We start from the raw sequence: 21,549 nt of genomic DNA, 5'->3' as shown, positions 1-21,549 counted from the left end.
CAGGGTGACGCTCACACAGCGACCGCGTGGGAGCGGGCTTGCCCCGCGATGAGGCCACTACTGACACCCCCATTTCATCGTCGCCCTGCAGCCACGAAATGCCTCGACACGCCTGAAGGAAACCAACATGAACCACGACATCATCATCACCTGTGCCCTCACCGGCGCCGGCGACACCGTAGCCAAAAGCCACCTGGTCCCCGTCACGCCCAAACAGATCGCCGAAGCTGCCGTCGAAGCCGCCAAGGCTGGCGCCACTGTGGTCCACTGCCACGTCCGCGACCCGCAAACCGGCCGCTTCAGCCGTGACGTCAACTTGTACCGCGAAGTCATGGAGCGCATCCGCGAAGCCGACATCGACATCATCGTCAACCTCACCGCCGGCATGGGCGGCGACCTGGAAATCGGCCCCGGCGAACGCCCCATGGAATTCGGCCCAGGCACCGACCTGATCGGCCCACTGGAGCGCCTGGCCCACGTCGAAGCGCTGCTGCCGGAAATCTGCACCCTCGACTGCGGCACGCTCAACTTCGGCGATGGCAACGCCATCTACGTCTCCACCCCCGCGCAGCTGCGCGCCGGAGCCAAGCGCATCACAGAACTGGGGGTCAAGGCCGAGCTGGAAATCTTCGACACCGGCCACCTGTGGTTCGCCAAACAGATGATCAAGGAAGGCCTGCTCGACGATCCGCTGTTCCAGCTGTGCCTGGGCATCCCCTGGGGCGCGCCGGCCGATACCACCACCATGAAAGCCATGGTCGACAACTTGCCACAAGGCGCGACCTGGGCCGGTTTCGGCATCGGTCGCATGCAGATGCCGATGGCCGCCCAGGCGGTGCTGCTCGGCGGTAACGTGCGGGTCGGGCTGGAAGACAACCTGTACTTGGACAAGGGCGTACTGGCCAGCAACGGCCAGCTGGTCGAGCGCGCGGTGGAGATCGTCAGCCGACTCGGTGCCCGCGCCCTGACCCCGGCAGAAGGTCGGGAAAAAATGAATCTCAAGCGCCGTTGATGCCATTGGCAGCAGGCCTGCCCTTGAAACAGACAGCGCGCAGATGGCACCGGCTGCGCCGGTGTTCGCGGGCAAGCCCGCTCCCACAGGATTAGCGTCAAGCCAAATTTCTCTGTTTACCCTGAGGACTCGACATGCCTTTCATCACCGAGATCAAAACCTTCGCTGCGCTGGGCAGTGGCGTCATCGGCAGTGGCTGGGTTGCCCGGGCGCTTGCCCACGGCCTGGACGTGATCGCCTGGGACCCGGCGCCCGGCGCCGAAGCGGCCCTGCGCCAGCGCATCGCCAATGCTTGGCCGGCACTGGAGAAACAAGGCCTGGCCCCCGGCGCGGCGCAGCAGCGCCTACGCTTTGTGCCCACCATCGAGGAATGCGTGCGCGATGCCGATTTCATCCAGGAAAGCGCCCCAGAGCGGCTGGAGCTGAAACTGGAACTGCATGCCAAGATCAGCGCTGCGGCCAAGCCCAATGCGATCATTGCTTCGAGCACTTCGGGACTGCTGCCGAGCGAGTTCTACGAGTCCGCGACTCACCCCGAGCGCTGCGTGGTTGGCCATCCGTTCAACCCGGTATACCTGTTGCCGCTGGTCGAAATCGTTGGCGGCCGCAACACCGCACCCCAAGCCATCGAGGCGGCGAAAACCATCTACACCGCCCTTGGCATGCGCCCGCTGCATGTGCGCAAGGAAGTCCCAGGTTTTATCGCCGACCGCCTGCTCGAAGCACTCTGGCGCGAGGCCTTGCACCTGGTTAACGATGGTGTGGCGACCACCGGTGAAATCGACGACGCGATCCGCTTCGGCGCGGGCCTGCGCTGGTCGTTCATGGGCACCTTCCTGACCTACACCCTGGCAGGCGGCGACGCCGGGATGCGTCATTTCATGGCCCAGTTCGGCCCTGCCCTGCAGCTGCCTTGGACCTACCTCCCAGCGCCACAGCTGACCGACCAACTGATCGACGATGTGGTCGATGGCACCGCCGAGCAACAAGGCGAACGCAGCATCGCTGCACTTGAGCGCTATCGTGATGACTGCCTGCTGGCGGTGCTCGATGCGGTCAAGACCACCAAGGCCAAGCACGGCATGGCTTTCGGCGAGTGAGGAGACAACCATGCCGGCACTGATCACCTATCGCACCCCAGTGTTGCAGGACTGGGTCGACTACAACGGCCACCTGCGCGATGCCTATTACCTGCTGATCTTCAGCTACGCCACCGATGCGCTGATGGAGCGTATCGGCCTGGACGCCGACAGCCGTGGTCAGAGCGGGCACTCGCTGTTCACCCTGGAGGCGCATATCAACTACCTGCATGAGGTGAAGCTCGCCAGCGAGGTGTGGGTGCAGACGCAGATTATCGGGTTCGATCGCAAGCGCCTGCACCTGTATCACAGCCTGCACCGGGCCGGCTTCGACGAGGCCCTGGCGGCCAGCGAGCAGATGCTGCTGCATGTGGACCTGGCAGGGCCGAAGTCGGCGCCGTTCGCTGAGCTCAGCCTGGCACGGTTGCAAGCGCTAGTAGACGAACAGCAGGACCTGCCCGCTGCACAATTCGCCGGCCGGGTGATAAAACTCCCAAGCTAAAACATTCACCTGCCCCAAAAAATAACCCCGCAAAGCCGTGAGCTAGCGGGGCCAAGAGCGAGCAACATCCACCGTGACGTGCGAGGGTGACCAAACCCTGCGTTGCCGTGAATGACCCCAGTGTGCTGACTTCCCAGGCAATTGATTTAGCCGGGAACGACCTGTTCTTAGCCAAAGCAGTCATTGCGACATTCTGTCCTTGCCGGTACGCGGGGTTGGTCACAGAATCGACTGACAATCACAGCAGCACTCTCTTAGCGATAAAAGGGACAACAGCCATGATGCATGCGGATTTGATTGATCAGGACGACCTGTTGGGCCACCTGCGCGCGCGGGGCTTCGACATTCCGGCCGGGGCCAGTGCCGAACAGGCCTGCGAAGCGGTGGTGCGCGGGCTGACCGAGCCTAATGCGCGAGCGCTCAAGGGCATGGTCGAGCAGATGTATACCGGTAGCGCGACGATTCTGCCGGCGGTACGCCAAGCAATCGAGCAGCAGCTGCTGCCAGCATTGGCGCAGTACAGCAAGCGCGCTTGAGGATTTGCGAGGGCTGCGCCCTCGTTCGCGGGCAAGCCCGCTCCCACAGGGTGCGCGCAGATCTGAAGCCTGCGCAATTTCTGTAGGAGCGGCGGTTGGTGTTATTGACTACAAACCCTGAAACCGCCTCCGGCTCCTGTGGAAGCGGGCGTGCCCGCGAAAGGCACGACGCGCAGTCAGAGCCTCACACTGGCAAACGTCGACTCGTTGCGCGCCTGGCTGAGTGCGGCCAACGGCCCGCTGTGCGGTGACAGCGCCATGGCCTGCGGGATCGGCATCATCGCCACCTGCTGGGCGGTGTTGGAGCCAACGCGCTCATCGCGCGGCGGAATGCCGAAGTACTCGCGGTAGCACTTGGAGAAGTGCGGCGTGGAGACGAAGCCACACACCGAGGCCACTTCGATGATCGACATCGGCGTCTGCTTGAGCAGCTGACGGGCGCGGATCAGTCGCAGCTTGAGGTAGTAGCGCGATGGCGAGCAGTGCAGATATTTCTGGAACAACCGCTCGAGCTGCCGGCGCGATACCGCCACATACACCGCGAGCTCGTCGAGATCGATCGGCTCCTCAAGGTTAGCCTCCATCAGCGCCACGATCTCCTGCAACTTCGGCTGATTGGTGCCGAGCATGTGCTTGAGCGGTACGCGCTGGTGATCTTGCTCATTGCGGATGCGCTCGTAGACGAACATCTCGGAGATGGCTGCCGACAGTTCGCGACCATGATCGCGGCTGATCAGGTGCAGCATCATGTCCAGCGGCGCAGTGCCGCCAGAGCTGGTGAAGCGGTTGCGGTCGAGGGTGAACAGGCGGGTGCTCATGTTGACCCGCGGGAAGGCTTCCTGCATCGATGCCAGGCATTCCCAGTGCACGCTGCAATCAAAGCCATCGAGCAGACCAGCACAGGCCAGCGCCCAGCTGCCGGTACACACCGCACCCAGGCGGCGCGACTGGCGGGCCTGGGCTTGCAGCCAGGTGACATGCTCGCGGGTGACGGTGCGCTGGATACCGACTCCGCCGCAGACGATCACGGTATCGATCGGCGGCGCGCTGTGCATCGCTGCATCAGGGGTGATCTGCAAACCGTCACTGGCCCAGACCTGGCCGCCATCGACCGTCAGGGTGTGCCAGCGATACAGCTCGCGACCGGAGAGTTGGTTGGCCATGCGCAGCGGCTCGACGGCCGATGCCAGGGAAATCAGGGTGAAGTTGTCCAGCAGGAGAAATCCGATGGACTGGGGTGCTGTGCGGTTCTGGGTTTGGGTCCCGGAGGTGTACGACGTCATCGCGATTTCTCCTCACACAAATGCAGGGTGTGCCTCAGGCGGGCACTGTTCTTGTAATGGCCCCAGTTCGTTTGCGGGGGCTTTGCCAATTCCAACGCAAATGGCATGCCTGAAATTGAACGCGCATCCAACAAAATCCAAAAACGACCTTCTAGGCCTGTGGATCCACAGTTTTCCTACAGCGCTGTAAGATGCTCAAACTTGCGTTGTAGGGCTTTTCCTTCGTAACAGTGAGCATTTCGGTAGCAGTGCCTGGGTACATATCAGTGAGCGACATGTGGCCCTGTCACCGCACCAGTATCAGCCTGCTGCACAGTTAAGTTGAAAATGCTGATGACCGGCGCACCAAATTGAGGCGGGTTGATTTCAGCGTGTAACCCAATCGCGGGCAAGCCCACTCCTACAGGGGTTACACCGAACCCTGCAGGAGCGGCCTTGCCCGCGAATCGCAAGCGCGACAGGGTCGCAGATCAACACTCGATCGCACTGACGGCGAGGCCGCCACGCGAGGTTTCCTTGTATTTGTCATGCATGTCGGCGCCGGTATCGCGCATGGTGCGGATGACCTGGTCGAGCGAAATGAAGTGCTCGCCGTCTCCGCGCAGGGCCATCTGCACGGCGTTGATCGCCTTGACTGCGGCAATCGCGTTGCGCTCGATACACGGCACCTGAACCAACCCGCCAACCGGGTCGCAGGTCAGCCCCAGGTTGTGCTCCAAGGCAATTTCAGCGGCGTTCTCCAATTGCCCCGGCGTGGCGCCGAGCACCTGGGCCAAGCCTGCGGCAGCCATGGCGCAGGCCGAACCGACCTCCCCCTGACAGCCCACTTCAGCACCGGAAATCGAAGCGTTCTTCTTGCACAGGATGCCCACCGCTGCGGCGCCGAGGAAGAAGTCCACCACGTTGCTGTCATCGACCACGTCGGAGAAGCGCATGTAGTAGTGCAGCACCGCCGGGATGATCCCCGCTGCGCCATTGGTGGGCGCAGTGACCATGCGCCCGCCTGCGGCGTTTTCTTCGTTGACCGCCAGGGCAAACAGGTTGACCCACTCCATCGCGCTCATGGTCGAGCCGATCACGTTGGGTTTGCCGATCTCTTGCAGGCTGCGGTGCAGCTTGGCCGCACGCCGGCGCACATTGAGCCCGCCGGGCAGCAGGCCCTCGTGCTTGAGGCCGTTGCTCACGCACGCCTGCATGGCGTCCCAGAGCGTGAGCAGGCCGGCGCGGATCTCGGCTTCGCTGCGCCAGACCCGCTCGTTTGCCATCATCAATTGCGACACGCTGAGGTCGTTTTGCTTGCACAGGCGCAGCAGCTCGGCGGCGCTGTTGAAATCGTAGGGCAGCACCGTCTGGTCGGCATCCAGCACGCCACTGGCCGCTTGCGCGGCATCGACCACGAAGCCGCCGCCGACCGAGTAGTAGGTGTCCTGGTGCAGCTCGCCGTGCTCACCCTCGGCGATCAAGGTCATGGCGTTGGGGTGATACGGCAGGTTCTGCTCGAGTAGCTGCATGTCGCGGGCCCAGATGAACTCGATGGGCAGGCGGTTATCCAGCTTGAGGATATTGGTTTCGCGCAGGTCGGCGATGCGCGGGACGATCTGGCTCGGGTCGATGGCGTCCGGCCATTCGCCCATCAGGCCCATGATGGTGGCGTTATCGGTGCCATGACCGACCCCGGTGGCGGACAACGAGCCATACAGGCGCACCTCGATACGTCGCACCTGCTCCAGCTCGCCACGCTCACGCAGGCCCTGGACGAACAGCGCGCCGGCGCGCATGGGGCCGACGGTGTGGGAGCTGGAGGGCCCGACACCGATCTTGAACAGGTCGAACACGCTGATGGCCATTGTCGAATCACCTCTTGATGGGCTTGTCTGGCCGCGCCATGTGGGCGGCCCCGCAGCTGCTAGTCTGAAACCGGCGAGCTGCCGCTAATGCACGCATCATCGGGCTTTTACCTTCCCCTTCGCCGTCTGCAACCGACGTACTTTTGTCCGACCGCGCCGCACTGATCCGGCCCTGTTTGCGCCGCTTTCGGGCGATCGGATGACGTAAAAACGCGGCCGTAGGGGTGGAAAAATCCATATGCGACATCGCCCGTACTGGAAGCGACCCATCCTGTACTGGTTACGACCCTACCAGTAGGCGATTGCCCAACGCTGGAGGATTATCGAAAGCGACTCGTATTGCACGGCCTCGCATCCTGCCCTCTGCAGGCCTGGTTGACCGGACCCTGAGAAAGCCCGGCAACCCTCGCGAACCCGAAGAAAAAACTACAGGAGTCCATCCATGAAAGGTTCACCCTCGCTGTTGCTGGTCGCGTTGCTTGCCGCACCGTTGCTGGCTCAGGCCGCCGAACCCGAACAGTGTCAGACGGTACGTTTCTCGGATGTCGGCTGGACCGACATCACCGTGACCACCGCCGTGACCAGCGTCGTGCTCGAAGCCCTGGGCTACAAGACCCACACCACCATGATCTCGGTACCGGTGACCTACAAGTCGCTGGCGGCCGGCAAGGATTTGGACGTGTTCCTCGGCAACTGGATGCCAACCATGGAGAACGACATCAAGCAGTACCGCGACGCCGGCACCGTCGAGACCGTGCGGGCCAATCTGGAAAACGCCAAGTACACCCTGGCAGTACCGCAGGCGCTGTACGACAAGGGTCTGAAGGATTTCGCCGACATTGCCAAGTTCAAGAAAGAACTCGACGGCAAGATCTACGGCATCGAGCCGGGCAACGACGGCAACCGCACCATCCAGAGCATGATCGACAAGGACGCCTTCGGCCTGAAAAGCGCCGGTTTCAAGATCGTCCAATCCAGTGAGGCGGGCATGCTCTCGCAGGTGGATCGCGCGCAGAAACGCGGCGAAGCGGTGGTGTTCCTCGGTTGGGAACCGCACCCGATGAACAAGCGCTTCAAGATGCAGTACCTGACCGGTGGCGACGAGTTCTTCGGCCCTGACTTGGGCAAGGCGACGGTACTGACCAATACCCGCAAGGGCTATGCACAGGAGTGCAGCAACGTTGGCCAGTTGCTGAAGAACCTGTCGTTTACCCTCGACATGGAAAGCGAGCTGATGGGCAAGGTCCTGGACGACAAGCAAAAGCCCGACGCGGCCGCCAAGGCGTGGCTTAAAAACAACCCGCAAGTGCTCGACACCTGGCTGGCCGGGGTGACGACCGTGGACGGCAAACCGGGCTTGGAGGCGGCCAAGGCAAAGCTTGCGCAGTAACGCAGTAGCAGTAGGCACTACCTCGCAGCGGCACCGTGGCCGCTGCGGACTGATTCCAATCTATGCAGGTGGAAGCTCGCTATCATGCTCATTGATCAGAAAATACCCCTGGGACAGTACATCGCGTCGTTCGTCGAATGGCTGACCCAGAACGGCGCCGAGTATTTTGACGCCATCGCCCAAGGCCTGGAATTCATGATCCATGGGGTCACCAGTGCCCTGACCTGGTTCAACCCCCTCGTCCTTATTGCCCTGTTCGCTGCCCTGGCTCACCTGATCCAGCGCAAATGGGCGCTCACCGCCTTCGTCGCCCTGTCGTTCCTGCTGATCCTCAACCTGGGGTACTGGCAGGAAACCATGGAGACCCTGGCCCAAGTGACCTTCGCCACGGTGGTGTGCGTGGCCATCGGCGTGCCACTGGGCATCCTTGCCGCGCACAAGCCGATGTTCTACACCGCCATGCGCCCGGTGCTCGACCTGATGCAGACAGTGCCGACCTTCGTCTACCTGATCCCGACCCTGACCCTGTTTGGCCTGGGGGTAGTGCCGGGGCTGATCTCGACCGTGGTGTTCGCCATTGCCGCGCCAATCCGCCTGACCTACCTGGGCATTTGCGACGTGCCGCAAGAGCTGCTCGATGCCGGCAAGGCCTTTGGCTGCTCGCGCCGCCAATTGCTGACTCGCATCGAACTACCCCACGCGATGCCGAGCATCGCCGCGGGCGTAACCCAATGCATCATGCTGTCGCTGTCGATGGTGGTGATCGCCGCCCTGGTAGGCGCCGATGGCCTGGGCAAACCTGTAGTCAACGCACTGAACACCGCCGATATCTCCCTCGGCTTCGAAGCGGGCCTGGCGATCGTGCTGCTGGCGATCATGCTCGACCGTATCTGCAAGCAACCGGAAGTCACGGTAAGGGGTGAGGCATGAGCATCATTCGATTCGAAGACGTCGACGTCATCTTCTCCAACAAGCCGCGCGAGGCCCTGGCGCTGCTCGACAAAGGCCTGAGCCGCGAGCAGATCCTCAAGCAGACTGGCCTGGTGGTCGGGGTGGAAAAAGCCAACCTGGACATCAACAAAGGCGAGATCTGCGTGCTGATGGGCTTGTCTGGCTCCGGCAAATCGAGCCTGCTGCGCTGCATCAACGGCCTCAACACCGTCAGCCGCGGCAAGCTGTTCGTCGAGCACGAAGGCAACCACATCGACATCGCCCACTGCACCCCGGCCGAGCTGAAGATGATGCGCACCAAGCGCATTGCCATGGTGTTCCAGAAGTTCGCCCTGATGCCTTGGCTGACGGTGCGCGAGAACATCAGCTTTGGCCTGGAGATGCAGGGCCGGCCGGAAAAAGAGCGGCGCAAGCTGGTTGATGAAAAGCTTGAGCTGGTGGGCCTGACCCAGTGGCGCAACAAGAAGCCCGACGAGCTGTCCGGCGGCATGCAGCAACGCGTGGGCCTGGCCCGGGCACTGGCGATGGATGCCGATATCCTGCTGATGGACGAACCGTTCTCGGCACTAGACCCGCTGATCCGCCAAGGTTTGCAGGACGAACTGCTGGAGCTGCAGCGCAAGCTGAGCAAGACCATCGTGTTCGTCAGCCACGACCTGGACGAGGCGCTCAAGCTCGGCAGCCGCATCGCCATCATGAAAGATGGACGGATCATCCAGTACAGCAAGCCTGAGGAGATCGTGCTCAACCCTGCCGACGAGTATGTACGCACCTTCGTCGCCCATACCAACCCACTCAACGTACTGTGCGGGCGCAGCCTGATGCGCACGCTGGACAAGTGCAAGCGGATCAATGGTTCGGTGTGCCTGGATCCGGGTGGTGATTCGTGGCTGGACCTGGGTGAAGGCAATTCACTCAAGCGTGCGCGCCAGGGCCAGAATGGCCTGGATATGCAGAACTGGGCGCCGGGGCAGGCCGTTGAGGGGCTGGATCGCAAACCGACCCTGGTGCATGCGGATATCGGCATGCGCGAAGCGCTGCAGATTCGCTATCAGACGGGGAACAAGCTGGTGTTGCAGGAGAACGACAAGGTGGTCGGGATTCTGGGCGATACCGAGCTTTACCACGCGCTGCTGGGCAAGAATCACGGCTGATGCCCGTGGGAAACGGGCGCGTGGGAGCTTCGTGGGAGCGGGCTTGCCCCGCGATAGCGATGGTGAATGTTCCACTGCAATCGCGGGGCAAGCCCGCTCCCACGCGCCAGCTCCCACGCAGCCCGCTCCCACCCAGTAGATCTTACGCCCCACCCCGCGCAGTAGCTCCCACGAAGCAGCTGCGACGCACCCCACCCACGTAGCAGTCGCACTGCATAGCGCTCTTGCGAGCGCTATGCAGGTGTCTTAGCGAACGACGATCCCGCGCGCAGCCATGTAGGCCTTGGCCTCAGGCACGGTGTACTCGCCGAAGTGGAAGATACTCGCCGCCAACACCGCGCTGGCATGCCCTTCCAGAATCCCGTCAGCCAAGTGCTGCAGATTACCCACACCTCCCGAAGCGATCACCGGAATCCCCAGCGCATCGCTGATGGCGCGGGTCACGCCCAGATCGAAGCCATTTTTCATGCCGTCCTGATCCATGCTGGTCAGCAGGATCTCACCGGCACCCAGGCCTTCCATCTTCTTCGCCCATTCCACCGCGTCCAATCCGGTCGGCTTGCGCCCACCATGGGTGAAGATCTCCCAGCGCGGCGCTTCGCCCGGCGCGGACACCTTCTTGGCATCGATGGCAACCACAATGCACTGCGAACCAAAGCGCTGCGCAGCCTCGCCGACGAACTCCGGATTGAACACCGCAGCGGTGTTGATCGAGACCTTGTCGGCACCGGCATTGAGCAGGTTGCGGATGTCTTGCACGGTACGTACGCCACCGCCGACGGTCAGCGGGATGAACACCTGGCTGGCCATGCGCTCGACGGTATGCAGGGTGGTGTCACGGCCATCGACGCTGGCGGTGATGTCGAGGAAGGTGATCTCGTCGGCACCCTGTTCATCGTACCGACGCGCGATCTCAACCGGATCACCGGCATCGCGGATGTTCTCGAACTTGACGCCCTTGACCACCCGGCCGTTGTCCACGTCCAGGCAAGGGATGATGCGCTTGGCCAGTGCCATGTCGTGTCCTCAGCCTTGGTAGGTGTCGCAGAAGGCCTGGGCCTCGGCGACGTCCAGAGTACCTTCGTAGATCGCCCGGCCGGTGATGGCGCCGATGATGCCAGGGGCCTTGGCGTCGAGCAGGGCCTTGATGTCACCCAGGTTGTGGATGCCGCCGGAGGCGATCACCGGGATCTGGGTGGCTTCGGCCAGGGCCTTGGTGAAAGGCACGTTGCAGCCCTGCATCATGCCGTCCTTGGCGATGTCGGTGTAGACGATCGCCGAGACGCCATCGGCCTCGAAACGCTTGGCCAGGTCGATGACCTGCACCGAGCTGACTTCGGCCCAACCATCGGTGGCGACGAAGCCGTCTTTGGCATCCAGACCAACGATGACCTTGCCCGGGAAGGCCTTGCATGCCTCGGCGACGAACTCAGGCTGCTTGACCGCCTTGGTGCCGATAATCACGTAGCTGACGCCGGCCTTGACGTAGTGCTCGATGGTTTCCAGCGAGCGGATGCCGCCGCCGATCTGGATCGGCAGGTTCGGGTAGCGCTTGGCGATGGCAGTCACCACTTCGCCATTGACTGGCTGGCCTTCGAAGGCGCCATTGAGGTCGACCAGGTGCAGGCGACGGCAGCCACCCTCAACCCATTTGGCGGCCATGCTCACCGGGTCATCGGAGAACACCGTGGAGTCTTCCATGCGGCCTTGGCGCAGGCGTACGCAGGCACCATCCTTGAGATCGATAGCGGGGATAATCAGCATCTTGGGAACCTGTCTAATCGGTGGATTTCAGGGCTTCTCTAACGCCCACAGGTCGCTTTCGATGCTCTCGAACCGCTCCTTGAGGTGCAGCTGAACATCGGCAATCGCCCTGTTGTAGTAGTGGGGTGCAATTTCCTTGCTGAACAGGTCAAGGACCTCGGCCACCTCGAACGACCCCAGCTCAAGCTCGAAGCGGTCTTCCAGGAAGCGCTTGAGCGTGTCGAGCGCTTCGCGCTCCTGCTCGGGGGCCAGGGTAATGATCGGGGCCTTGGTCCGCGACTTGCTCATTTACCAGCGCCCATCCCAGGCGACGAAGTTCTGCAGCAGCTGCAAGCCATGGGTATGGCTCTTCTCCGGATGGAACTGCACGGCAAATCGCGAGCCCTCGGCCAGCGCTGCGGCAAAGTCGACGCCATAGTGGCCGCGACCGACCACTTGGGCGGGCTTGCCTGCATGGATGTAGTAGCTGTGGACGAAGTAGAAGCGGGCACGATCGGGGATGTCATGCCACAGCGGATGCTCGACCGCATGGCTGACTTCGTTCCAACCCATGTGCGGCACCTTCAGGTGCTCGCCACCTTCTTGCAGGTCTTTGCCGAAGAAGCGCACCTGGCCAGGGAACAGGCCGATGCAATCGACGCCGTCGTTCTCTTCACTGTGTTCGAGTAGCGCTTGCATACCGACACAGATACCGAGGAACGGCCGGTCCTGGCTGACTTCGCGCACCAGGCTGTCAAAGCCCAGGCGGCGGATCTCGGCCATGCAGTCGCGAATCGCGCCGACACCTGGGAACACCACCCGGTCGGCCTCGCGGATCACCGCTGCGTCGCTGGTGACCAGCACCTTGCCAGCGCCAACGTGCTCAAGCGCCTTGGCCACCGAGTGCAGGTTGCCCATGCCATAGTCGATTACGGCTACCGTCTGCATTTACAGGCATCCCTTGGTCGACGGCATCTGCCCGGCCATGCGCTCGTCCTGGGTCACGGCCATGCGCAGCGCGCGGCCGAAGGCCTTGAACACGGTCTCGATCTGGTGGTGGGTGTTGTGCCCACGCAGGTTGTCGATGTGCAGGGTCACCAGGGCATGGTTGACGAAGCCTTGGAAGAATTCCTGGAACAGGTCGACATCGAAACCGCCAACCGAGGCGCGGGTGTACGGCACATGCATCTGCAGGCCTGGGCGGCCGGAGAAGTCGATGACCACGCGCGACAACGCTTCGTCCAGCGGCACGTAGGCATGGCCGTAGCGATAGATGCCTTTCTTGTCACCGATGGCCTGGGCGAATGCCTGGCCGAGGGTGATGCCGACGTCTTCGACAGTGTGGTGATCATCGATGTGCAGGTCGCCCTTGCACTCGATGTCCAGATCGATCAGCCCATGCCGGGCGATCTGGTCGAGCATGTGTTCAAGGAAAGGCACACCGATATCGAATCGGGCCTTGCCACTGCCATCGAGGTTGATCGAGGCCTTCACCTGGGTTTCCAGGGTATTGCGCTCGACGGAAGCCTTACGTTCGACCATCACCAGCTCCGCAAAATCATTGGGCGAAAAGGCTGCCATTATAGGCCTAGAACGCGCCCGCTTGAAACGCGGATGACATATGGCTGTGCAAAGCAGCGCGGGGCAAGCCCGCTGCCACGCCGTCACTCCAGAGCTGAAGCGCAACGTGGCAGCGGGCTTGCCCCGCGATAGAGCTGCTGCTGTCTACATCAATGGAACAGCACAGCGGTCTTCTGCAAGGTCACCCAGATGCCCCAGGCCAGCGGAATTACCACCACGGCCCACGCCACCAGCACCAGCGGCAGGCTGCCCGGCGCCGCATGCCATTCCAGCGAACGCGCGCCATCGGCGCCCTTGTCATGGCTCAGCGCACGCTCAGCGGCGAGTTCTGCATCAGTCATGAAGTACTTGTCCGCCACCGGCCGCACCAGCGCATTGCAGATAAAGCCCAGCACCAGCAGGCCTGCGAGGATGTACAAGGTCATGTCGTAGGCCGCAGCCCGCTCCACACCCGCCGCCAGCTGCGATTCACGCAGATAGGTGATCAGCACCGGCCCAAGCACGCCCGCCGCCGCCCAGGCAGTCAGCAGACGACCATGGATCGCACCGACCATCTGCGTACCGAACAGGTCCGCCAAGTACGCCGGCACCGTGGCGAAGCCGCCGCCATACATCGACAGGATGATGCAGAACGCAGCGACGAACAGCGCCACGTTGCCCAGGTGGCCCATGTTCGGCACCAGGCTGTAGAGGCCCACGCCCAGGGCGAAGAAGGCGAAGTAGGTGTTCTTGCGACCAATGTAGTCGGAGAACGACGCCCAGAAGAACCGCCCACCAATGTTGAACAGGCTCAACAGGCCGGTGAAGCCTGCGGCGATCGCGGCAATCTGCGCCAGTTGCGCGGCGTTCAGCTCACTGAAGCTCAGCTCGTTGCCCAGCAGCTTGCCGGCGAACACTTCCTGCAGCAGAGGCGAGGCCATGCCGAGGATGCCGATACCCGCCGAAACGTTCAGGCACAGCACCAGCCAGACCAGGGCGAACTGCGGCGTTTTCCAGGCCACGCTGACATGCACATGGCGGTCAGTGACCATCGCATTGGCCTTTTTCGCAGGTGGCGTCCAGCCCTCAGGCTTCCAGCCGGTCGGCGGCACGCGATAGGCCAGGGCACCAGCGGTCATGAATACCAGGTAGATCAACGCCATGGCGACGAAGCTCTGCCACACGCCGACTTCCTGCGCGCTGCCGAAATGGCCCATCAGCGCAGTGGCCAGGGGAGCACCGACCATTGCACCGCCGCCAAAGCCCATGATCGCCATACCGGTCGCCATGCCGCGCTTGTCCGGGAACCACTTGATCAGCGTCGACACTGGCGAAATGTACCCCAGGCCCAGGCCGATCCCGCCGATCACTCCCGAACCCAGCCACATCAGCCACAGCTGATGGGTCTTCACCCCGATCGCCGAAATCAGCAGGCCGCCACACCAGCACAGCGCCGACACCAGGCCAGCCTTGCGCGGGCCGGCATGTTCCAGCCAACCGCCCAGCACGGCGGCGGAGCAACCGAGGAACACGAAGAACAGCGTGTAGATCCAGCTCAGCATCGAGATCGGCCAGTCGCACTCGGCGCTGAACAGCCGGGCGACGAAGCCCATGTCAGCCGAGCAGGCAACTGGCGCGGTGATGCCGATGGCCTGCGACAGTGGCAGCCAGAACACCGAGAAGCCGTAGGCCATGCCGATGCACAGGTGGATCGCCAGGGCGGCCGGCGGTACCAGCCAGCGGTTGAAGCCCGGGCGGGCGATGATGCGCTCCTTCGACAGGAAGCCGGGCGCACGCACCAACTCCCCTGCCGTGATACTGCTGTTCATGGGTTGTTCCTCTTGTAGGTGGGCTGTGCTTTGCGGATGTGACGCGCGGCTCTTATCCAAGTGCACCAAGGCATGGCCCGGCCGTTAACGTGGCAACATCCGCGACAAAAGGTCGCGTTATGCTCCGAAAGCGGCGCAAGATTACCAGCTGAATCGCTCAATGAAAGCAATCTGATATCGTTATTTTTTCAACAGCTGAACCCATTCAAGGAACTGTCCGGGTGGCGGCGGTCGAAATCCACTCGTTATCCACCGAACTGACCACATCGCGCGACCAGCCTGCGCCTGCACGATCCTGTGTAATCTGCTCAATTAGTAGGAAATGCCCTGTATCTCTAGTCGAATACTCAGGGCAGCTAGTCGCGGCGCTATACTCTGGCGCTTGAATTTTCAAAAATCGGACTACAAGGACTCGCCCATGAAAGCGTTCGGCAAAATCCTGGGGCTGGGACTTCTCGGGTTGCTGCTGATCATCGTGGCACTGGGCTTCGCCCTGACCCACCTCTTCGATCCCAACGACTATAAAGACGAGATTCGCCAACTGGCGCGCGACAAGGCCCACGTCGAGCTGACCCTCAATGGCGATATCGGCTGGAGCCTGTTCCCCTGGCTCGGCCTGGAATTGCATGAGGCCAGCATCGCCACCCTGAACAAGCCTAAAGAGCCGTTCGCCGACCTGCAGATGCTCGGTCTGTCGGTGCGCGTGCTGCCGTTGCTGCGCCGCGAAGTGCAGATGAGCGATGTCCGGGTCGAAGGCCTGAACCTGAACCTGGTCCGCGATGAGAACGGCCACGGCAACTGGCAAGACATCGGCAAGCCACTGCCGGCGCAAGATGCCAGCGCCAGCACGCCCAACGCCCCCGCTGCAACGCCCGCGGGCGAGCCCGCAGCAGCCGACAACGCCAGCGAACGTTCGGTCAAGCTGGATATCGACAGCCTGACGGTGAACAACGCCCGCGTGCAGTACACCGATGCCAAGACTGGCCAGAGCGTCAGTGCCGAGAGCATCCAGCTGAGCACTGGCCCGGTGCATGAAGGGGCGAACATTGCCCTGAAGGCCAGCGCCTTCCTCAGCGCTGCGCAGCCGAACATCAAAGCCCGCACCGAACTGACCGGCGAACTGCGCTTTGACCGCAAGCTCAAGCGCTACAACCTCGAAGACATGCGCCTGTCCGGCGAAACCTCGGGCGAACCACTGGCCGGCAAGACCCTGACCTTCAACGCCCAAGGCCAACTGCTGGTCGACATGGCGGCCAATGTCGCCTCGTGGAATGGCCTGAAGGTCTCCGCCAACCAGCTGCGCGCGCTTGGCGAGCTGAATGTGCGTGAGCTGGATAAGACGCCACAGGTCAGCGGCGGGCTGTCGATTGCCCAATTCGACCTGCGCACCTTCCTCGACGGCATCGGCCAGCCGCTGCCCGCCACTGCCGATCCAGCCGCTTTCGGCAAGCTGGAGCTGGTCAGCCGCCTGGCCGGTAGCCCTAACAGCCTGGCGCTGGAAGACCTGGCAGTGAAACTGGACGACAGCACCTTCAGCGGCCGCGTGGCGATCGAAGACTTCGCCAAGCAAGCCCTGCGCCTGCAGCTAAAAGCCGATAAGTTCGACGCCGATCGCTACTTCCCGGCCAAGAGCGAACAAGCCAAGGGCGCCACCGCTGCGCGCCAGGCCGAAGTCAAGCAGCAGGAAACCACCGCCGTGGCCGGCGCTGGCAGTTCACCCCTGCCTAACGCCCCGACCCAGGTGGCCTGGAGCAACGACAAACTGCTGCCGGTCGATCGCCTGCGCGCCCTCGATCTACAAGCCGAGCTCAGCTTCGGCGCGCTGACCCTGGACAAGCTGCCCATCACAGACGCCCAGCTCAAGGCCAAAGGCCAGGGCGGCCTGGTGACCCTGGAAACCCTGCGTGGCGGCCTGTACAACGGCAGCTTCGAAGCCAAGGGCACCCTCGATGTACGCCCGGCGGTGCCGCAAATCGGCGTCAACACCAAGATCAACCGGGTGCCGGTCGAGCACTTCATCAAGTCCGAAAGCCCTGAGCAGACGCCGCCAGTCAAAGGCCTGCTGACCCTCAACAGCGACCTGACTGCCACCGGCAACAGCCAGAAGGCCCTGGTCGATACGCTCAACGGCAACGCCAGCTTCACCATCAATGATGGTGTACTGGTCAACGCCAACCTGGAGCAGCAGCTGTGCCAGGCCATCGCCACCCTCAACCGCAAGTCGCTCAGCGGTGAGCCGCGCGGCAAGGACACGCCGTTCGAGGAACTGCGAGGCAGCCTGGTGGTGCGCAATGGCGTGGCCAGCAACCCTGACCTCAAGGCACGCATCCCCGGCCTGACCGTCAACGGCCAGGGCGACCTGGACCTGCGCGTGCTGGGCATGGACTACCGGATCGGCGTAGTGGTCGAAGGCGATCAGCGTGCCATGCCCGACCCGGCTTGCCAGGTCAACGAGCGCTATGTCGGCGTCGAAGTGCCGCTGCGCTGCCGTGGCCCGCTGGAGCTTGGCGCCAAGGCCTGCCGCCTGGATCAGGACGGCCTGGGCAAGGTTGCCGCCAAACTCGCCGGCAACCGCCTGAAAGACAAGATCGATGAAAAGCTCGACGAGAAACTCGGAGACAAAGTGAGCCCTGAATTGAAAGACGCACTCAAGGGGCTGTTCAAGCGATGAGCCCCCAGCAGTTCTCCAGCGCAGTGCTGGAGTGGTACGACCAGCACGGCCGCCACGACCTGCCCTGGCAACAGGGCATCAACCCCTACCGGGTGTGGGTGTCGGAAATCATGCTGCAGCAGACCCAGGTCAGCACCGTGCTCAACTACTTCGACCGCTTCATGCAGGCCCTGCCGACCGTGCAGGACCTGGCCGAGGCGCCGGAAGACGAAGTGCTGCACCTGTGGACCGGGCTTGGCTACTACACCCGCGCGCGCAACCTGCAAAAGGCCGCGCAGATCGTGGTCAACCAGCATGGCGGCGAATTCCCGCGTAGTGTCGAGCAGCTGACCGAGCTGCCTGGCATTGGTCGCTCCACGGCCGGCGCCATTGCCAGTATCAGCATGGGCATCCGCGCGCCGATCCTCGACGGCAACGTCAAGCGCGTACTGGCCCGCTACAGCGCCCAGGGCGGCTACCCGGGGGAGCCGAAGGTGGCCAACGCGCTGTGGGCCACTGCCGAGCGCTACACCCCACACGCCCGCGCCAACCACTACACCCAGGCGATGATGGACCTGGGCGCGACCCTGTGTACGCGCAGCAAGCCCAGCTGCCTGATCTGCCCGCTCCAGCGCGGCTGTGAGGCGCACTTGCTCGGCCAGGAGACTCACTACCCCGAGCCCAAGCCGCGCAAGACCTTGCCACAGCGGCGCACGCTGATGCCGATCCTGGCCAACCAAGAAGGCGCCATCCTGCTCTACCGGCGCCCTTCCAGCGGCCTGTGGGGCGGTTTGTGGAGCCTGCCCGAGCTAGACAGCCTGGAGCAGCTCGATGACCTGGCTTACCAGCACGGCCTGCGCCTGACCGGCAGCCAGGCCCTCGATGGCCTGACCCATACCTTCAGCCACTTCCAGCTGGCCATCGAGCCTTGGCTGGTCCGTGTCGATCCGCTCGGCGCGCACGTGGCCGAGCCTGACTGGCTCTGGTATAACCTCGCCACCCCGCCGCGCCTGGGCCTCGCCGCCCCGGTCAAGAAGCTGCTCAAACGCGCGGCCGACCAATTGATTGCAGGAGAGCCCCGATGACCCGCACCGTGAACTGCCGCAAATACCACGAACAGCTGCCTGGCCTTGAGCGCCCGCCGTACCCAGGCGCCAAAGGCCAGGACATCTTCGACAACATCTCGAAGAAGGCCTGGGATGAGTGGCAGAAACACCAAACCCTGCTGATCAACGAGAAGCGCCTGAACATGATGAATGCCGAGGACCGCAAATTCCTTCAGCAGGAGATGGACAAATACTTCTCCGGCGAGGATTACGCCAAGGCTGACGGCTACGTGCCACCGGCCGAATGACCCAGCAAAATCGTAAGCGACGGAATTAATTTAAAAAATTTTCAAAAAGTCGTTGACGCAAACCTGAAAAAGCCTTTTAATGCGCCCCGTTGCCCAGATAGCTCAGTCGGTAGAGCAGAGGATTGAAAATCCTCGTGTCGGCGGTTCGACTCCGTCTCTGGGCACCAAAACACTAAAACCCTGAATCGAAAGATTCAGGGTTTTTTTATTGCCCGAGTTTTATCCAGCCCCCACCACCCCCCCTGTGGGAGCGGGCTTTCCCGCGAATGGCTGCACAGCAGCCACCCCCTCCCATCCCCTCCTTGACCCGAATCAACTAGCCGCTCGCGAAAACGCCTTAGCATGCCAGGTGGACACTCGAATCGACCCGCAAGGACTTCCATGAGCGACGAATCCACCCCGCTTCTTTCCGCCGCGCCAAGCGTCGAGGCCACGCCCAGCGTCACCCCACCCCCACCCCCGCGCACGCGCCGCCCTCGCCAGCGCAAGCCAGCGGCCAAGGCCACAGGCGAAAGCTCGATCATCACGGTCAGCCAGCAGCCTGCCGCGTTGCAGGTGGCCACTGCGCGCAAGGGTAGCAACGAGGACAGCACCTCGGCGCGCTTGCCGGCCAACTACCCGTATGTCACCCGTCTGCGCCGCAACGACTACGAGAAGGCCAAGCACGCCCTGCAGATCGAGCTGCTCAAGGTGCAAAGCTGGGTGAAGGACACCGGCCAGCGCGTAGTCGTGCTGTTCGAGGGGCGTGATGCGGCTGGCAAGGGCGGCACCATCAAGCGCTTCATGGAGCACTTGAACCCGCGCGGCGCGCGCATCGTGGCGCTGGAGAAGCCTTCCGAGCAGGAAAAGGGCCAGTGGTACTTCCAGCGTTACATCCAGCACCTGCCCACGTCGGGAGAAATGGTCTTCTTCGACCGCTCTTGGTACAACCGCGCCGGGGTCGAGCGGGTGATGGATTTCTGCACGCCGGTGCAATACCTGGAATTCATGCGCCAGGCGCCAGACTTGGAGCGGATGCTCTGCAACAGCGGGATCTTGCTGTTCAAGTACTGGTTCTCGGTCAACCGCGAGGAGCAGCTACGGCGCTTCATCTCGCGGCGTGACGATCCGCTCAAGCACTGGAAGCTGTCGCCGATCGACATCAAGTCGCTGGATAAATGGGACGACTACACCGCCGCCAAGGAGGCGATGTTCTTCCACACCGATACCGGCGATGCGCCGTGGACGGTGATCAAGTCCGATGACAAGAAGCGCGCGCGGATCAACTGCATCCGGCACTTCCTGCATTCGCTGGATTACCCAGGCAAGGACCTGAGCGTGGCGCATGCGCCGGATCCGCTGCTGGTGGGACGTGCGTCGCGGGGCTTTGAAGAGGATGAAGCGCCAGCTGCATGACCCCCCTGCAGGCCCAGGATTGCCCCCGCGATAAGCCCGCAAAAGCCAACTTCACTCAGAAGTTGGCAATGGCGCTGCAGTACTCCGCCTTGGTGGCCTGCACCGGTTGATCCAACCCCAACTGCTGCAGCTTCACCCCACAGCCGCTGTAACCGCGCATGACTACCTCATAGTCGGCGCCCTTCTGCGGGACGAAGTAGAACATCCCGAGGCAGTTGGTCACGCTGTTGTAGCTGGTGCGCCCACCGTCGAGAAAGTGCAGGGTAAACGGCTTGCCTGCCGGCACCAGCACTTCGCTGACCACATCGCCCTGCGCCACTGCGGCGCCAGTGGGCATGCCCAGAGATTCACCATTGCGGTCGGCGAAGCCTTTCTGCGGCACCGCGATCACCCCGGCTCCAGGGCTGTACCAGTCCACGCAATCCTTGCCGGGTACTGCGCGCACCATGCCATTGGCGATCACTCGCAAGCGCGCAGTGTCACCCGCGGTCGGCGAGCCATAGGGGGTGTTGAACGACTTGACCGCGGCGATATTGCCGCAACCAGAAAGCGCCACAGCCAACAGGCCGAGCGAAATTGCTGTTTTCATCCGTGAAATCCTCAAGGGGCAACTGCCAAATGTCCGACAGCCTGCCTGAGACCGTCGCATGTCGCTTGGGTTTCACCGGCAAGTGCGATTCAATACGCACATTTTCCGCCTTCCAAGGACACCTGCTCACCATGGCCTCCAACAGCAAACAACAGAAACGCGCCAAGCGCGCCGCCTCCAAGGCCAAGCAAAACCGCATGGTGCGTGGCGGCCAAGCGGTCAAGGCCAGCGCTGGCGATAGCGCCAGCATCGAGCAGGTGTTCAACAAGGCCATGGAGTCGGACAGCTACAAGGAGCTGTTCGAGAAGATGAAGGTGGCCCAGGAGAGCGGCCTGGTCGCGATGATCTCGGTGTTCCTGGTCGACCCGCTGCTGGCGCTGGTGCTCAAGGGCCACAAGGAAGAGCACGCCACCGACTACATCGTGCTGGTGTTCACTGCCTATCGCACCTGGCTGGACGGCGCCGACGAAGACACCACCATGGCCTGGCTGGAGAGCGACGAGTTCCAGCAAGCCTACATCGCCGCATCCGAGGTGGTGGCCAAGCAGCAGCAACAGCAAAAACAGTTTGGCTAAAGCGCTTTAACGGCCTGTTCGCGGGCAAGCCCGCTGCCACAGGTAGCATGCAATCCTGTAGGAACGGGCTTGCCCGCGAATAGGCTCGCACAGCCCAACA

The 21,549-nt window shown here is 62.7% G+C and carries 21 protein-coding genes and 1 tRNA gene; 13 read left to right on the top strand and 9 right to left on the bottom strand.

Features of this window, described 5'->3' with window-relative positions; all coding sequences use genetic code 11:
- The first annotated feature begins 127 nt into the window (after window positions 1-127).
- The 4 genes from AAZU54_RS06680 (at window position 128) to AAZU54_RS06665 (ending at window position 3,129) form a co-directional block, all read left to right on the top strand.
- Window positions 128-1,012, top strand: a complete 885-nt coding sequence (locus tag AAZU54_RS06680) for a 3-keto-5-aminohexanoate cleavage protein (protein ID WP_434726883.1) — start codon at window positions 128-130, stop codon at window positions 1,010-1,012.
- A 134-nt stretch (window positions 1,013-1,146) separates the two neighbouring features.
- Entirely contained in the window at window positions 1,147-2,112 is a 966-nt protein-coding gene (locus AAZU54_RS06675; RefSeq protein WP_186552781.1) for an L-carnitine dehydrogenase, read from the top strand.
- Window positions 2,113-2,122: 10 nt separating this feature from the next.
- Window positions 2,123-2,593, top strand: a complete 471-nt coding sequence (locus AAZU54_RS06670) for a thioesterase family protein (RefSeq protein WP_312153388.1) — start codon at window positions 2,123-2,125, stop codon at window positions 2,591-2,593.
- 278 nt (window positions 2,594-2,871) lie between these two features.
- The gene (locus AAZU54_RS06665; protein WP_186552783.1) at window positions 2,872-3,129 is read left to right on the top strand and encodes a hypothetical protein; all 258 of its coding nucleotides are present in this window, start codon (window positions 2,872-2,874) and stop codon (window positions 3,127-3,129) included.
- 176 nt (window positions 3,130-3,305) lie between these two features.
- Here the strand turns inward: AAZU54_RS06665 and AAZU54_RS06660 are convergent, their stop codons facing one another.
- Window positions 3,306-4,412 carry a GlxA family transcriptional regulator gene (locus AAZU54_RS06660; RefSeq protein WP_186552788.1) on the bottom strand — a complete coding sequence of 369 codons (1,107 nt, stop codon included), beginning with the start codon at window positions 4,410-4,412 and terminating at the stop codon, window positions 3,306-3,308.
- Window positions 4,413-4,882: 470 nt separating this feature from the next.
- Complete coding sequence (locus AAZU54_RS06655) at window positions 4,883-6,259, bottom strand: L-serine ammonia-lyase (protein ID WP_434726882.1); 1,377 nt, start codon at window positions 6,257-6,259, stop codon at window positions 4,883-4,885.
- Window positions 6,260-6,701: 442 nt separating this feature from the next.
- On the opposite strand from AAZU54_RS06655, the gene AAZU54_RS06650 reads away from it, so the two are divergent.
- The 3 genes from AAZU54_RS06650 to choV all read left to right on the top strand — a co-directional run bounded on the left by AAZU54_RS06650 (window position 6,702) and on the right by choV (window position 9,754).
- A complete protein-coding gene (locus AAZU54_RS06650) occupies window positions 6,702-7,649 on the top strand; it encodes a choline ABC transporter substrate-binding protein (RefSeq protein ID WP_186552790.1) in 948 nt (315 codons plus the stop codon).
- Between the two features lie 81 nt (window positions 7,650-7,730).
- Window positions 7,731-8,579, top strand: coding sequence for a choline ABC transporter permease subunit (gene choW / locus AAZU54_RS06645; protein WP_186553218.1), 849 nt, complete (start codon window positions 7,731-7,733; stop codon window positions 8,577-8,579).
- Entirely contained in the window at window positions 8,576-9,754 is a 1,179-nt protein-coding gene (gene choV / locus AAZU54_RS06640; protein WP_186552791.1) for a choline ABC transporter ATP-binding protein, read from the top strand. Before choW ends, choV begins: the two co-directional genes overlap by 4 nt.
- A 246-nt stretch (window positions 9,755-10,000) precedes the next feature.
- On the opposite strand, the gene hisF is transcribed toward choV, so the two are convergent.
- From hisF to AAZU54_RS06610, 6 genes are all read right to left on the bottom strand, one after another.
- Window positions 10,001-10,771, bottom strand: a complete 771-nt coding sequence (gene hisF / locus AAZU54_RS06635; protein ID WP_186552792.1) for an imidazole glycerol phosphate synthase subunit HisF — start codon at window positions 10,769-10,771, stop codon at window positions 10,001-10,003.
- Between the two features lie 9 nt (window positions 10,772-10,780).
- Window positions 10,781-11,518: a 1-(5-phosphoribosyl)-5-[(5-phosphoribosylamino)methylideneamino]imidazole-4-carboxamide isomerase gene (gene hisA / locus AAZU54_RS06630; RefSeq protein WP_186552793.1), complete on the bottom strand. Its 738-nt coding sequence runs from the start codon at window positions 11,516-11,518 to the stop codon at window positions 10,781-10,783.
- Between the two features lie 27 nt (window positions 11,519-11,545).
- On the bottom strand, window positions 11,546-11,806 hold the full coding sequence (locus AAZU54_RS06625) for a DUF2164 domain-containing protein (RefSeq protein WP_186552794.1): 261 nt from the start codon (window positions 11,804-11,806) through the stop codon (window positions 11,546-11,548).
- Window positions 11,807-12,445 carry an imidazole glycerol phosphate synthase subunit HisH gene (gene hisH / locus AAZU54_RS06620; RefSeq protein ID WP_434726881.1) on the bottom strand — a complete coding sequence of 213 codons (639 nt, stop codon included), beginning with the start codon at window positions 12,443-12,445 and terminating at the stop codon, window positions 11,807-11,809.
- Window positions 12,446-13,039 (bottom strand): imidazoleglycerol-phosphate dehydratase HisB, encoded by a 594-nt coding sequence (gene hisB / locus AAZU54_RS06615; RefSeq protein WP_186552796.1) that lies wholly within the window; start codon window positions 13,037-13,039, stop codon window positions 12,446-12,448.
- Window positions 13,040-13,227: 188 nt separating this feature from the next.
- The gene (locus AAZU54_RS06610) at window positions 13,228-14,886 is read right to left on the bottom strand and encodes an OFA family MFS transporter (protein ID WP_186552797.1); all 1,659 of its coding nucleotides are present in this window, start codon (window positions 14,884-14,886) and stop codon (window positions 13,228-13,230) included.
- Between the two features lie 418 nt (window positions 14,887-15,304).
- On the opposite strand from AAZU54_RS06610, the gene AAZU54_RS06605 reads away from it, so the two are divergent.
- The 5 genes from AAZU54_RS06605 to ppk2 all read left to right on the top strand — a co-directional run bounded on the left by AAZU54_RS06605 (window position 15,305) and on the right by ppk2 (window position 20,285).
- Entirely contained in the window at window positions 15,305-17,557 is a 2,253-nt protein-coding gene (locus AAZU54_RS06605; RefSeq protein WP_405129028.1) for an AsmA family protein, read from the top strand.
- Window positions 17,554-18,621, top strand: a complete 1,068-nt coding sequence (mutY, locus tag AAZU54_RS06600) for an A/G-specific adenine glycosylase (RefSeq protein ID WP_186552799.1) — start codon at window positions 17,554-17,556, stop codon at window positions 18,619-18,621. The genes AAZU54_RS06605 and mutY overlap by 4 nt, the downstream gene beginning before the upstream one ends.
- On the top strand, window positions 18,618-18,890 hold the full coding sequence (locus AAZU54_RS06595; protein ID WP_186552800.1) for an oxidative damage protection protein: 273 nt from the start codon (window positions 18,618-18,620) through the stop codon (window positions 18,888-18,890). The genes mutY and AAZU54_RS06595 overlap by 4 nt, the downstream gene beginning before the upstream one ends.
- Before the next feature lie 91 nt (window positions 18,891-18,981).
- Window positions 18,982-19,057 (top strand) — tRNA-Phe (locus tag AAZU54_RS06590).
- Between the two features lie 214 nt (window positions 19,058-19,271).
- Window positions 19,272-20,285, top strand: coding sequence for a polyphosphate kinase 2 (ppk2, locus tag AAZU54_RS06585; RefSeq protein WP_434726880.1), 1,014 nt, complete (start codon window positions 19,272-19,274; stop codon window positions 20,283-20,285).
- Window positions 20,286-20,340: 55 nt separating this feature from the next.
- On the opposite strand, the gene AAZU54_RS06580 is transcribed toward ppk2, so the two are convergent.
- The gene (locus tag AAZU54_RS06580) at window positions 20,341-20,874 is read right to left on the bottom strand and encodes a hypothetical protein (protein ID WP_186552801.1); all 534 of its coding nucleotides are present in this window, start codon (window positions 20,872-20,874) and stop codon (window positions 20,341-20,343) included.
- Between the two features lie 131 nt (window positions 20,875-21,005).
- On the opposite strand from AAZU54_RS06580, the gene AAZU54_RS06575 reads away from it, so the two are divergent.
- The gene (locus AAZU54_RS06575; RefSeq protein WP_186553220.1) at window positions 21,006-21,449 is read left to right on the top strand and encodes a hypothetical protein; all 444 of its coding nucleotides are present in this window, start codon (window positions 21,006-21,008) and stop codon (window positions 21,447-21,449) included.
- Window positions 21,450-21,549: the final 100 nt, after the last annotated feature.

Origin of the sequence: Pseudomonas sp. Je.1.5.c, assembly GCF_051129895.1 — a bacterium.
GTDB classification, from domain to species: domain Bacteria; phylum Pseudomonadota; class Gammaproteobacteria; order Pseudomonadales; family Pseudomonadaceae; genus Aquipseudomonas; species Aquipseudomonas urmiensis.
This window is presented reverse-complemented; position numbering and strand designations above follow the sequence as displayed.

What these genes read in the sequence shown, in the direction of transcription:
- AAZU54_RS06680 (WP_434726883.1), top strand. Translation starts at nt 128, where the DNA reads ATGAACCACGACATCATCATCACCTGTGCCCTCACCGGCGCCGGCGAC.
- AAZU54_RS06675 (WP_186552781.1), top strand. Translation starts at nt 1,147, where the DNA reads ATGCCTTTCATCACCGAGATCAAAACCTTCGCTGCGCTGGGCAGTGGC.
- AAZU54_RS06670 (WP_312153388.1), top strand. Translation starts at nt 2,123, where the DNA reads ATGCCGGCACTGATCACCTATCGCACCCCAGTGTTGCAGGACTGGGTC.
- AAZU54_RS06665 (WP_186552783.1), top strand. Translation starts at nt 2,872, where the DNA reads ATGATGCATGCGGATTTGATTGATCAGGACGACCTGTTGGGCCACCTG.
- AAZU54_RS06660 (WP_186552788.1), bottom strand. Translation starts at nt 4,412, where the DNA reads ATGACGTCGTACACCTCCGGGACCCAAACCCAGAACCGCACAGCACCC.
- AAZU54_RS06655 (WP_434726882.1), bottom strand. Translation starts at nt 6,259, where the DNA reads ATGGCCATCAGCGTGTTCGACCTGTTCAAGATCGGTGTCGGGCCCTCC.
- AAZU54_RS06650 (WP_186552790.1), top strand. Translation starts at nt 6,702, where the DNA reads ATGAAAGGTTCACCCTCGCTGTTGCTGGTCGCGTTGCTTGCCGCACCG.
- choV (WP_186552791.1), top strand. Translation starts at nt 8,576, where the DNA reads ATGAGCATCATTCGATTCGAAGACGTCGACGTCATCTTCTCCAACAAG.
- hisF (WP_186552792.1), bottom strand. Translation starts at nt 10,771, where the DNA reads ATGGCACTGGCCAAGCGCATCATCCCTTGCCTGGACGTGGACAACGGC.
- hisA (WP_186552793.1), bottom strand. Translation starts at nt 11,518, where the DNA reads ATGCTGATTATCCCCGCTATCGATCTCAAGGATGGTGCCTGCGTACGC.
- AAZU54_RS06625 (WP_186552794.1), bottom strand. Translation starts at nt 11,806, where the DNA reads ATGAGCAAGTCGCGGACCAAGGCCCCGATCATTACCCTGGCCCCCGAG.
- hisH (WP_434726881.1), bottom strand. Translation starts at nt 12,445, where the DNA reads ATGCAGACGGTAGCCGTAATCGACTATGGCATGGGCAACCTGCACTCG.
- hisB (WP_186552796.1), bottom strand. Translation starts at nt 13,039, where the DNA reads ATGGTCGAACGTAAGGCTTCCGTCGAGCGCAATACCCTGGAAACCCAG.
- AAZU54_RS06610 (WP_186552797.1), bottom strand. Translation starts at nt 14,886, where the DNA reads ATGAACAGCAGTATCACGGCAGGGGAGTTGGTGCGTGCGCCCGGCTTC.
- AAZU54_RS06605 (WP_405129028.1), top strand. Translation starts at nt 15,305, where the DNA reads ATGAAAGCGTTCGGCAAAATCCTGGGGCTGGGACTTCTCGGGTTGCTG.
- mutY (WP_186552799.1), top strand. Translation starts at nt 17,554, where the DNA reads ATGAGCCCCCAGCAGTTCTCCAGCGCAGTGCTGGAGTGGTACGACCAG.
- AAZU54_RS06595 (WP_186552800.1), top strand. Translation starts at nt 18,618, where the DNA reads ATGACCCGCACCGTGAACTGCCGCAAATACCACGAACAGCTGCCTGGC.
- ppk2 (WP_434726880.1), top strand. Translation starts at nt 19,272, where the DNA reads ATGAGCGACGAATCCACCCCGCTTCTTTCCGCCGCGCCAAGCGTCGAG.
- AAZU54_RS06580 (WP_186552801.1), bottom strand. Translation starts at nt 20,874, where the DNA reads ATGAAAACAGCAATTTCGCTCGGCCTGTTGGCTGTGGCGCTTTCTGGT.
- AAZU54_RS06575 (WP_186553220.1), top strand. Translation starts at nt 21,006, where the DNA reads ATGGCCTCCAACAGCAAACAACAGAAACGCGCCAAGCGCGCCGCCTCC.